Genomic DNA, 11,988 nt, shown 5'->3' with positions numbered 1-11,988 from the left:
CATGCTGGACTCGATACACCAGATCCTGCCCTCGCTCGCCTCGCTGGGGCTGCTCGGCTACTGGGTGATCGGGGCGGCCTCGGCGCTCGAGGCGTTCTTCGTCACCGGCCTCTTCGTGCCGGGCGCGCTCGTCGTCGATGCGGGCGGGTTCATGGTGCAGCGCGGGCTGCTCGACTTCCTCGATCTGGTTTGGTTCGTCGCGATCGGCTCGATGCTTGGTGGCGAGGCGAGTTTCTGGGTCGGGCGCCATGCGCGGCGCGGCATGCTGGGGCGCTGGAATGTCGAGGAGATGCGGGTCTATATCCGGGCGCGCCGGCTGTTCGAGCGCTATGGCGGCTTCGCGCTGGTGCTCGGCCGCTTCCTCGGGCCGGTCGCGGCCTTCGTGCCCTTCGCTGCCGCGATGTCGGGGATGGAGACCCGGCGGTTCCGGATCTGGAACGTGGTGAGCGGCTTTCCCTATGCGCTCGGCCATCTCGCCTTCGGTTATTTCCTCGGCTCCACCCTGACGCGGATGAGCCCGGTGATGACCCGCGGGGCGGTGTTCGCGCTCGTCATCGTGCTTGTGCTGGTCGCGCTGTGGTGGACGCTGCGCCGGCTCGACCGCGCCTTGCCGCATCTGCTGGCGCTGATCGGGGGGCTGTTCGATGCGATCGCACGCCATCCGGTCGCGGGCAGCCTCGGGGCGCGCCATCCGCGCCTTGCGCGCTTCGCGGTGGCCCGGCTCGACCGCAGCCAGTTTCGCGGTCTTCCCGCGACGCTGATGGCGCTGGCCTTCGCCTATCTGCTCGCGCTGTGGATCGGGATCGCCTTCGATTTCGTGCGCGCCGAGCCGATCGTGCAGGTCGATGCGCGGCTGGCCCAGCTCATGCACCTGTTCTGGACGCCGGCGCTGATCCAGTTCTTCACCTGGGTCACCGCGCTCGGCGACACGCGGCTGGTCGCGGCGCTGCTGGTGCTGGCGCTGGTCTGGCTGATCGTGCTGCGGCGGACCGCGCTGATCCTGGGTCTCGTGGTCTCGCTCGGCACCGATCTGGCCTCGGTCGCGCTTTTCAAGGCGAGCTTCGGGCGGCCGCGCTCGGCGCTCGGCTATTTCACCGAGACCTCGGGCAGTTTCCCCTCGGGCCATGCGACGCTTTCGGTCGCCTTCTACGGGATGCTGTTCTACCTGCTTTGGCGGCTGCGGCGCCTTGGTCCGGTGACGGCCGCGCTTCTGGCCGCGACCACCGCCTTCCTGATCGGGCTGAGCCGCCTTTACCTGGTGGAGCATTACCTCAGCGATGTGCTCGCGGGCTGGACGCTGGGCGCGCTCTGTCTGGTGATCGGGATCGCGGTCGCGGAATGGCGGCGGAGCGTCGCGCCGCCCCGGCCTCGCAACCTCGCCGGCTGGGGCAAGGCGCTGATGCTGGTGCTCTCGCTCGCTCTGGTGGGCTATGCCGGGCTGCGGGTGACCGATTACACCAAGACGCGCAACCCGCGTCCCTCCGGGGTCGGCGACGTGACGCTGTCGCAGCCGGGCGAGGTCTTCACGCGCGAGGCGCTGCCCGTCAATGCGAACACGCTGACCGGAGAGCGCAGCTTCCCGATCAACATCGCCTTCTACGCGCAGGATGCGCAGCAGCTGACAGGAACCCTTGCGCCGCTCGGCTGGATGCCGGGCCATCCCGCATCGCTGGGCACGCTGGCGCGCGCGGCTTTCGCGAATATCCGCGGCCAGACCGGCGCCGCGGTCGCGCCGCTCTTCTGGGACAACCGGCCCGACGATCTCTCCTTCAGCACGGATGCGCGTGCGGAGGGCGGCGTGCCGCCCCGGCTGCGGCTCTGGGCGACACGGTTCGTGGACGGGCAGAGCCGGCGGCTCTTTCTCGGGGTCCTGAGCCGTGATGACGGGCTCGACCTGGAGGACGGCGCGCCGGCTCCGGATGTCGCACGCGCGCTGGCCAAGACGCTTGCCGCGGAGGCGACAGGGGCAAGCCGGCAGGCGATGACCGTGAAGGGCCGCGCCGAGATCCCGCTGCTCCTCCTGAAGTGAGCGGGGGAAATGGTGCCCCTTCGCGGGCGCAGTGCGATTTCACGGATTGTGGTGCGCTGGCACGGGGCGTCTGGTGTTGATGTAAAGAATTAAGAATATTCTGGAACATGTTGACGATAAAAGAAAAAGGATAACAGTAGATTTGATGGATGCCCTCTGCAACTCCGCCTCGCACAAACGCTGACCCAAGGATTTGGGTGAAGCGTCACAGGCACGCCGCTCGCGTAACCCCCTCGCGATCATCCGCGCGCGAAGACCACTCCGTCCATCAGCTTGCGCGCGGTGCGCGACATGCCTTCGCCGGAAAGTGCCGCTCTCGTCGCGTTCGATGAGACCTCGGTCACGCCGGACGGGTGCTCGACCCTGATGCGCCTGTCCTTCGGCAGGACGGCAAGCCTCGCCGCGGGCGTCTCGCGCGCGATTTGCGGTGCGGCTGTCGCCTCGGGGGGTGGGGCGCGTTCCTCTGTCTCTTCGCGATGATCTTGGTGCGGCTGCCACTCATCCCCAATTCGATGTTCGGCTGAGACCGGCGATCGCGGGAGTTCAAGCCGGTCCTGGAACGGGCTGGGGGTCGCCATCCGGCATGGGGGCGGCCTCCTGCCGGTCGCGGCGCAGGGCCTCGATCTCGAGGAAGATGCTCTGCACTTCCGGATGGGCCTCGGAGATATTGCGCTGGACCCGCTCCACCGTCTCGAAAATCCGGTCCGACGAGATGTCGGGGCGGAATTTCAGCTCGATATTGAGCAGCACCTGATCGGGGGCGAAATGCATCGTCAGCAGGCGCGCGACATCCGTGACCGGGTCTTCGCGCAGCGCGATCTCGCGCACCGAGCGCAGCACCTCCTCGTCCGCGCTCTCGCCCATGATCAGCGCCCGGGTCTCGTAGACGAGCAGCACCGCGACCGCGATCAGGATCGCGCCGACCACGATCGAGGCGATACCGTCGAAGACCGGCGCCTCGAAGGTCACCGCGAGATAGACGCCGAGCGCGGCCGCGACGATCCCCAGAAGGGCGGCCGTATCCTCGGCGACGACGATATAGACGGCCGGATCCTTGCTGCGGCGGAAGGCTTCGAACACGCCTTCGCCGGGTTTGCGCGACTTCAGCAGGGCGCGCAGGGCGATGAACCACGAGGCCCCTTCGGCGAGGAAGGCCACGCCGAGCACGCCGTAGTTCCACATTGGCTTCTCGATCGGCTCGGGGTGCTGGATGTGGACGATCCCCTCATAGACCGAGAGCCCGCCGCCGATCGCGAAGAGCAGCATCGCCACGACGAGCGACCAGAAATACAGTTCCTTGCCGTAGCCGAACGGGTGCTTCGCGTCCGGGGACTTGTGGCTGCGGCGGATGCCGAGCAGCAGAAGGCCTTCATTGCCGGTATCGACGACCGAGTGGAAGGCCTCGGAGAGCATCGAGGAACTTCCGGTGAAGAGGGCGGCGGCGAATTTCGCGATGGCGATGAGCAGGTTCGCGGCGATCGCGCCATAGACCGTGATCGGGTTCTCACCGGAATGTTCCGCCATCGCCTGCCTCCTGTCCGGGCTGTTCTTTCCGTCTGCACGAGACAACCCGTGCTCATCGGCGCGGTTCCGGCGCGGATGGGGTCCGGCGGGGTTTTCCGGGCGCGCCGTCCGCTGCGCTCGCAAGGCTGCGCTCGCCCGCGAAACCGCGCGCAGCCCGATCGGCACTGCGTCGGACCCTCGGAGAAGGGCGCAAACGTGCCTCGGCGATGACCTAGGTCAATAATGAAGATGTTACCGCGTGTTATCTTGCGTGAGTTGAGAGCCGCATGGGGGCGGCGGAGGGGCGGCGGATCGTTCCGCACTCCGGCGAAGGCCATGCGGGATGCTCGTCGGCGTTTTGGGAGGAAGATATCATGAGTTTGATGCGCAAAATGTTCGCGCCGGTAACGATCGCGGCCCTTGCCGTGAGCGGTGCCGCGCGGGCGGAGGGGACCGTCGAGGTCTTGCACTGGTGGACGTCCGGTGGCGAGGCCAAGGCCGTCGGCGAACTGAAATCCGCCTTCGAGGCGCAGGGCGGCACCTGGATCGACTCGCCCATCGCGGGCGGGGGCGGCGATGCGGCGATGACCGCGCTGCGCGCCCGGGTCGTCGCGGGCAATCCGCCCACCGCCGTCCAGCTCAAGGGGCCGGGCATCCAGGAATGGGCGGAGCAGGGCGCTCTCAATGACGTGCAAGGCGTCGCGGAGTCCGAGAACTGGGACAGCGTGCTGCCGCCCGTGCTGGCCTCGATCATGAAATATGACGGCAAATATGTCGCGGCGCCGGTGAACATCCACCGGGTCGACTGGATGTGGGCCAATCCCAAGCTGCTCGCCGATGCCGGGATCGAGACGATGCCGACGACCTGGGACGAGTTCAACGCCGTCGCCGACAAGCTGATGGAGGCGGGGATCACGCCGCTCGCGCATGGTGGCCAGCCCTGGCAGGACGCGACGGTCTTCGAGGATGTCGTGCTCGGGATCGGCGGCGCGGAGTTCTACCGCAAGGCTCTGGTGGAGCTCGATCAGGAGGCGCTGACCTCCGACACGATGGTCGCCTCCTTCGATCAGTTGCGCAAGCTGCGCGGCTATGTCGATCCGAACTTCCCGGGCCGCGACTGGAACCTCGCGACCGCGATGGTGATGCGCGGCGAGGCGGCGTTCCAGATCATGGGCGACTGGGCGAAGGGCGAGTTCCTCGCCGCCGGAAAGGTGCCGGGCGAGGATTTCCTGTGCATCCCGACCCCGGGCAACGGCTTCGTGCTCAACTCCGACAGCTTCACCTTCTTCAAGGTGTCGGGCGAGGAGAACCTCAAGGGTCAGCAGGTTCTCGCGAGCCTGATCATGTCGCCCGATTTCCAGAAGACCTTCAACCTCGCCAAGGGCTCGATCCCGGCGCGGACCGACGTGCCCCTGGACGAGTTCGACATGTGCGCGAAGAAATCGCACGAGGATCTGCTCGCGGCGATCGAGAACGATACGCTCGTGCCCTCGATGGCGCATGAGATGGCGATCCCGCGTTCGGTCCGGGGCGAGTTCCTCGATCTGGTGACGGAGTTCTTCAACTCCGACATGGACTCGGCCACGGCGGTGAAGCGGCTCTCCGACGCCGTCGCGCGCGCTCAGTGAGGCAAGGCCGGGACCAGCCCTGACGGGTTGGTCCCCGCGCCCCTTCCATGGCCCGATCCCCGATCTCGCAATTCAGTCCCGCACGGTGGCTCGAACGTCGGCTGCCGGTGATTGTCGTCTCGCCGCTCTTCGCGCTGAGCCTGTTCTTCGTATACGGCTTCATCGCCTGGACGGCCTATATCTCCTTCACGCCCTCGGGCGTGATGCCTGTCTACGATTTCCAGGGGCTCGCGCAATACGAGCGCCTCTGGGCGACGCCGCGATGGTATGTCGCGATCAAGAACCTGTTCATCTTCTCCTCGCTCTTCATCGCGATCTCGATGGCGATCGGGATCCTGCTGGCGATCCTGCTCGATCAGCGGGTGCGGGCCGAGGGGCTGATCCGCACCGTCTATCTCTACCCGATGGCGCTCTCCTTCATCGTGACGGGGACGGTCTGGAAATGGATGCTCAATCCCGGCCTCGGGCTCCAGCGGCTTATGCGCGAGGCGGGGTTCGAGAATTTCACCTTCGACTGGCTGGTGAATTCCCATTACGCGATCTACACGCTGGTCATCGCCGCGGTCTGGCAGAGCTCTGGCTATGCGATGGCGCTGTTTCTCGCGGGGCTCAGATCGGTCGATGACGAGATCCTCAAGGCGGCGGCGGTCGACGGCTCGAGTCCGTGGAAGACCTATACCAGCATCGTGCTGCCGATCCTGCGGCCGGTCTTCCTCTCCACCGTGATCATCCTCGCCCATCTCGCGATCAAGAGCTTCGATCTGGTCGTCGCGCTGACCGGCGGGGGCCCCGGCTACGCGACCGACATGCCCGCGACTTTCATGTACGCCTTCGCCTTCCAGCGCAGCGAACTCGGGGTGGCCGCGGCCAGCGCCACGATGATGCTGATGACGATCATCGCGATCATCGTCCCCTATCTCTATTCGGAACTGAGGAAGACCGCCTGATGAGAGCACGCAGAACGAGCGGGATCGTCCGGCCGAAGGGGTTGCGCAGCACGCTGATGCGGGCGTTGCTCTTCGCGGTGCTCGGCCTTTTCTGCCTCTATTATCTGGTGCCGCTCGTGGTGATGGTCTCGACCTCGCTCAAGACGCTGGCCGAGATCCGCGAGGGGACGCTGCTGAGCCTGCCGCGCGCGATAAGCTTCGAGGCTTGGGCCAAGGCCTGGGACTCGGCCTGCGTGGGCGTGCGCTGCGATGGGCTCAGGCCCTTCATGTGGAATTCGATCGCGATGGCGGTGCCCGCGGTGCTGCTCTCGACCGCGCTCGGCGCGATCAACGGCTACGCGCTGACGAAATGGCGCTTTCCGGGGGCGGACTGGATCTTCGCGCTGATCCTGTTCGGGGCCTTCATTCCCTTCCAGGTGATCCTCTTGCCGATGGCGCGCACGCTGGGCCTGCTCAACCTCGCGGGCACGGTGCCGGGGCTGATCCTGGTGCACACCGTCTACGGGCTGGCCTTCACCACGCTGTTCTTCCGCAACTTCTTCGTCGGCGTCTCGAACGGGATCGTGCAGGCGGCGCAGGTGGACGGGGCGGGGTTCTTCGGGATCTTCTTCCGCATCGTGCTGCCGATGTCGATCCCGGCCATCGTGGTCACGGTGATCTGGCAGTTCACCCAGATCTGGAACGACTTCCTCTTCGGCGTCGCCTTCACGGTGGGCGACAGCAACCCGGTGACGGTCGCGCTCAACAATATCGTCAACACCTCGACGGGGGTGAAGGAATACAATGTCGACATGGCGGCGGCGATCATCGCCGCGCTGCCGACGATGCTCGTCTATGTGGTCGCGGGCGCCTATTTCGTTCGCGGCCTGTCGGCCGGTGCTGTGAAAGGATAACGGATGGCCTCGGGCATCTCTCTTCGAAACGTCAGGAAATCCTTCGGCGCGACCGAGGTCATCAAGGATATCGATCTGGACATCGACCCCGGCGAGTTCGTCGTGCTCGTCGGACCTTCGGGCTGCGGGAAATCGACGCTCCTGAACCTCATCTCGGGGCTCGAGACGCTGACGGGCGGCGAGGTCCTGATCGGCGGGAACCGCGTCAATGACGTGCCGCCGCGCGATCGCGACATCGCGATGGTCTTTCAGTCCTACGCGCTCTACCCGACCAAGACCGTGCACCAGAACATCACCTTCGGCTTGCAGACCCGCCGGATCCCGAAAGACCAGCAGGAAGAGGCGGTGGCCGAGTTCAGCCGGCTTCTGCAGATCGACCACCTTCTGCACCGCAAGCCCGGCCAGCTTTCCGGAGGCCAGCGCCAGAGGGTGGCGATGGGCCGCGCGCTGGTGCGCAAGCCCGCCGTCTTCCTCTTCGACGAGCCGCTCTCCAATCTCGACGCGAAGCTGCGCATCGAGATGCGCACCGAGATCAAGAAACTGCATCAGCGGCTCGGCAAGACGGTCGTCTACGTCACCCATGACCAGATCGAGGCGATGACGCTCGCGTCACGGATCGCGGTGATGGATAACGGGCATATCCGGCAATTCGGGCCGCCCGAGGAGATCTACGAGAACCCGGTCGATCTCTTCGTCGCGGGGTTCATCGGATCGCCGCCGATGAACATGCTGCCGGGCCGGATCCGGCATGGCGAAGGCCGCGTCGCCGTCGATGTGGGCGAGGATCTCCACTTCGTCCTGCCCTCGAAACTGAGCGAGGGATTGAGCGTCGCCGAGGGGCACGAGGTGGTTCTCGGGCTGCGGCCGGAGACGATCTTCGCGGCGGGAACGGAATTGCCCGGGCCCGACCGCTTCCTCTTCGAGCGACCGGTCGAGGTGGTCGAGCCCACAGGGCCCGACACGATGATCGTTTTCGAGATCGGCGAGGTCGAGGTGATCGCGCGGGTCCGGCCCGAGGATGCGCGCCCGCCCGGCACGCCCTTTTCCTTCGAGGCGGACATGTCGAAGGCCAAGCTCTTCGATGCCAAGACCGGCCGGGCGTTCTGAACTGCGCGCTCCGCCTATCGCGGCAATCGCCGCAGGTTTGAGCAAGATCAATGAAGGCGGCCGGGGCGGCAGCGTAGCCTTGCCGAGGGTCGGCCGGAAATCACGCGGCCATCTCGGCGCGCATCACCGGGGAAGGAGAGGCGATGGCTTGGGAGGTTATCCATAAGACGGCTGCCGAACGCGCGGCGGCCAGTCTGACCGACGAGATGCGGGCCGAGTTCGGCTGGGACAAGGCGCGCGCGATGCTCGACGGGTTTCCCGATGGCGGCCTGAACATCGCCTATGAGGCGGTGGACCGGCATGTCCTGTCGGGCCATGGCGCGGAGGAGGCGATCCTCTGGCTCGGCAAGGAGGGCGCGAGGGAGCATCTGAGCTATGCCGATCTCGCCGCCCGGACCGCGCGCTTCGCCAATGTGCTGGCCGCGCATGGGCTGGAAGCCGGCGACCGGCTCTACGGTTTGGCGGGCCGCGTTCCCGACCTCTATATCGCGGCGCTCGGCACGCTGAAGGCAGGCCTGATCTTCTCGCCGCTCTTCTCGGCATTCGGCCCCGAGCCGCTGCGCACCCGGCTCGAGATCGGCGAGGCCAATGCGCTCGTCACGACCGAGGCGATCTACCGCCGCAAGATCGCGGCGTGGCGCGACGAGATCCCCTCGCTGAAACTGGTGCTCATCATCGGGGAGGAGGCGCCCGAGGGCTGCGTCGCGCTCGGTCCCGCGATGGCGGCGGCCTCCGAGGAATTCGAGGCGGTCCATACCCGCCCCGAGGATCCCGCGCTGATCCATTTCACCTCCGGCACGACCGGCAAGCCGAAAGGGGCGGTGCATGTCCACAACGCGGTGGTGATGCATGCCGCCGCCGGGCGCTATGCGCTCGAGTTGAAGCCGGGCACCCGCTACTGGTGCACCGCCGATCCGGGCTGGGTCACCGGCACCTCCTTCGGGATCATCTCGCCGCTGGTGAACCGGGTGACGATGATCGTGGACGAGGCCGATTTCGAGCTCGAGCGCTGGTATTCGATCCTGCAGAACGAGAAGGTCGAGGTCTGGTACACCGCGCCCACGGCGATCCGGATGTTGATGCGCGCGGGCAAGGAGGCGGCCGCGCCCTACGATCTCTCGCAGCTGCGCTTCATGGCCTCGGTGGGCGAGCCGCTCAATCCCGAGGCGGTCGTCTGGGGCAAGGAGGCCTTCGGCCGGCCCTTCCACGACAACTGGTGGCAGACCGAGACGGGCGGCATCATGATCGCCAATACCCAGGCGATGGATGTGCATCCGGGCTCGATGGGCAAGCCGCTTCCTGGGATCGAGGCGGGGATCGTCGAGCGCACGGACGAGGGGCTGCGCGACTGCGGCACCGGCGAGATCGGCGAGCTGGCGCTGCGTCCCGGCTGGCCCTCGATGATGCGCACCTATCTGCATGAGGAGGCGCGCTACGAGAAGTGCTTTGTCGGCGGCTGGTATCTCTCGGGCGATCTCGCGATGCGCGACGCGGAGGGGTATTTCTGGTTCGTGGGCCGCGCCGACGATCTGATCAAGTCCTCCGGCCACCTGATCGGCCCTTTCGAGGTGGAAAGCGCGCTGATCGAGCATCCTTCGGTGGCCGAGGCCGCCGTGATCGGGTTGCCGGACGAGACCGCGGGCGAGGTCGTGAAGGCCTATGTCGCGCTCAATCCCGGCTTCGAGCCCTCCGAGGAGCTCGAACGCGACATCCGCGGCCTTGCGCGCAAGAATCTGGGGCCTGCGGTGGCCCCGCGCGAGGTGGTGTTTCGCAAATCCCTTCCCAAGACACGCTCGGGCAAGATCATGCGCCGCCTGCTGAAGGCGCGCGAACTGGGGTTGCCCGAAGGGGACATTTCGACGCTGGAGAGTGACGAGACATGAAAGCCGAGAAGCCACATCTGACCCATGACCATGTCCGCACGCTGCTGCGCGAGATGATCCGCATTCGCCGTTTCGAGGACAAATGCGCCGAGCTCTACACGCAGGAGAAAATTCGCGGCTTCCTGCATCTCTATGACGGCGAGGAGGCGATCGCGACCGGGGTGATCCCGCTTCTGGGGCCGGATGACCGCGTCGTCGGGACCTATCGCGAACATGGCCATGCGCTGGTGCGCGGGGTGCCGATGAACGACGTGATGGCGGAGATGTATGGCAAGGCCACGGGGGCCTCGGGCGGACGCGGCGGCTCGATGCACATCTTCGACGCCGAGCGCAATTTCTACGGCGGCAATGCGATCGTGGGCGGCGGGCTGCCGCTTGCCGCGGGGCTCGCCCTGCGCGACCGGATGACGGGCGCGCACAACGTGACCGCCTGTTTCTTCGGCGAAGGCGCGGTGGCGGAGGGGGAGTTCCACGAGTCGATGAACCTCGCCGAGCTGTGGTCGCTCCCGGTGCTCTTCGTGTGCGAGAACAACGGCTACGCGATGGGCTCCGCGCTCGACCGGACCGAGGCCGAGACCGATATCCACCGCAAGGCCGCGAGCTACGGTGTCGAGACCGAGCAGGTGGACGGCATGGACGTGGTCGCGGTGGAAGCGGCGGCGCGCCGCGCGATCGCCGCGATCCGCGAGACCGGCAAACCCTATTTCCTCGAATGCCTGACCTATCGCTTCCGCGCCCATTCCATGTTCGACGCCCAGCTCTACCGCGACAAGGAGGAGGTCGAGCGTTGGCGGGCGAAGGGGCCGATCCTGCGCTTCCAGTCCTGGCTCTCCGAGGCCGGTCTGATCCATTCCGACGAGGTGGCGAAGATCGAGGCGGACGTGGATGCCGAGATCGCGGCGGCGGTCGAGTTTGCCGAGACGAGCGCGTGGGAGCCGCTCGAGACGCTCACCCGCCACGTGATGGCGGATCTGCGCCCCGAACCGCCCGTAGCACCCGAACCGGGCGCCGAGACCGTGGAGATGACCTATCGCGAAGCGGTCAAGCAGGCGATCCGCGAGGCGATGACGCGCGACGAGCGGGTGTTCCTGATGGGCGAGGATGTGGGCGCTTACGGCGGCTGTTACGCCGTGTCCAAGGGACTGATGGAGGAATTCGGCGAGGATCGCATCCGCGACACGCCGCTCTCCGAGTCGGGCTTCACCGGGGCCGGGATCGGGGCGGCCGCGGCGGGATTGCGGCCCATCGTCGAGGTGATGACGGTGAATTTCTCGCTGCTTGCGCTCGATCAGATCATGAACACCGCAGCCACGCTTCGGCACATGTCGGGCGGGCAGTTCGGCGCGCCCGTGGTGATCCGGCTCGCGACCGGCGCGGGCAAGCAGCTCGCCGCCCAGCATTCCCATTCGCTCGAAGGGTGGTATGCGCATATCCCGGGGTTGAGGGTGCTGGCGCCCGCCACGCTCGAGGATGCGCGCGGGATGCTCTGGACCGCGCTCGAGGACCCCGATCCGGTGCTGATCTTCGAGAATGTCATGCTCTACAACATGACCGGCCAGATCGCCGCCAATGCCGGGCCGGTCGAGATCGACAAGGCTGCGATCCGCAGGCCGGGCTCCGACATCACGCTGATCACCTATGGCGGGTCGCTGTTCAAGACGCTGGAGGCGGCCGAGGAACTGGCGGGGCAGGGGATCGAGGCGGAGGTGATCGACCTGCGCACGCTGCGCCCGCTCGACGATGCGACGATCATGGGCTCGCTTGCGCGCACGCGTCGGGCGGTGATCGTCGACGAGGGATGGCGTTCGGGCTCGCTCTCGGCCGAGATCGCGGCGCGGATCGGCGAACAGGCGTTCTGGCATCTCGATGCGCCGGTGGGGCGGGTCTGCTCGGCCGAGGTGCCGATCCCCTATCCCAAACATCTCGAGGACGCCTCTCTGCCCGAGGTTCCCGCGATCGTCGCTGCCGCGAAAGCGGCGCTGGGGAAGGGGTGAGCGG

Annotated in this window: 8 protein-coding genes; 7 read left to right on the top strand and 1 reads right to left on the bottom strand. The window is 66.8% G+C overall.

Going from position 1 to position 11,988, the window contains the following annotated elements; all coding sequences use genetic code 11:
* The first annotated feature begins 1 nt into the window (after position 1).
* The gene (locus DW2_RS02760) at positions 2–2,029 is read left to right on the top strand and encodes a bifunctional DedA family/phosphatase PAP2 family protein (protein ID WP_038143618.1); all 2,028 of its coding nucleotides are present in this window, start codon (positions 2–4) and stop codon (positions 2,027–2,029) included.
* Between the two features lie 543 nt (positions 2,030–2,572).
* Here DW2_RS02760 and DW2_RS02755 read toward each other — a convergent pair.
* Positions 2,573–3,553 carry a cation diffusion facilitator family transporter gene (locus DW2_RS02755; RefSeq protein ID WP_051855222.1) on the bottom strand — a complete coding sequence of 327 codons (981 nt, stop codon included), beginning with the start codon at positions 3,551–3,553 and terminating at the stop codon, positions 2,573–2,575.
* A gap of 362 nt (positions 3,554–3,915) precedes the next feature.
* Between DW2_RS02755 and DW2_RS02750 the strand changes: the two genes are divergently transcribed.
* The 6 genes from DW2_RS02750 (at position 3,916) to pdhA (ending at position 11,984) form a co-directional block, all read left to right on the top strand.
* On the top strand, positions 3,916–5,160 hold the full coding sequence (locus tag DW2_RS02750) for an ABC transporter substrate-binding protein (RefSeq protein ID WP_038144003.1): 1,245 nt from the start codon (positions 3,916–3,918) through the stop codon (positions 5,158–5,160).
* 47 nt (positions 5,161–5,207) lie between these two features.
* Positions 5,208–6,107 (top strand): carbohydrate ABC transporter permease, encoded by a 900-nt coding sequence (locus tag DW2_RS02745; protein ID WP_038143615.1) that lies wholly within the window; start codon positions 5,208–5,210, stop codon positions 6,105–6,107.
* Entirely contained in the window at positions 6,107–7,000 is an 894-nt protein-coding gene (locus DW2_RS02740; protein ID WP_051855219.1) for a carbohydrate ABC transporter permease, read from the top strand. The genes DW2_RS02745 and DW2_RS02740 overlap by 1 nt, the downstream gene beginning before the upstream one ends.
* A 3-nt stretch (positions 7,001–7,003) precedes the next feature.
* Positions 7,004–8,107: an ABC transporter ATP-binding protein gene (locus DW2_RS02735; protein ID WP_038143614.1), complete on the top strand. Its 1,104-nt coding sequence runs from the start codon at positions 7,004–7,006 to the stop codon at positions 8,105–8,107.
* Positions 8,108–8,250: 143 nt separating this feature from the next.
* The gene (gene acsA, locus DW2_RS02730) at positions 8,251–9,990 is read left to right on the top strand and encodes an acetate--CoA ligase (protein ID WP_038143612.1); all 1,740 of its coding nucleotides are present in this window, start codon (positions 8,251–8,253) and stop codon (positions 9,988–9,990) included.
* Positions 9,987–11,984: a pyruvate dehydrogenase (acetyl-transferring) E1 component subunit alpha gene (pdhA, locus tag DW2_RS19300; RefSeq protein WP_038143610.1), complete on the top strand. Its 1,998-nt coding sequence runs from the start codon at positions 9,987–9,989 to the stop codon at positions 11,982–11,984. Before acsA ends, pdhA begins: the two co-directional genes overlap by 4 nt.
* The last annotated feature ends 4 nt before the right edge of the window (positions 11,985–11,988 follow it).

It is taken from the genome of Thioclava atlantica (assembly GCF_000737065.1).
Classification (GTDB): domain Bacteria; phylum Pseudomonadota; class Alphaproteobacteria; order Rhodobacterales; family Rhodobacteraceae; genus Thioclava; species Thioclava atlantica.
The sequence above is the reverse complement of the archived record's forward strand: the minus strand, read 5'-3'. Positions and strand labels throughout refer to the sequence as shown.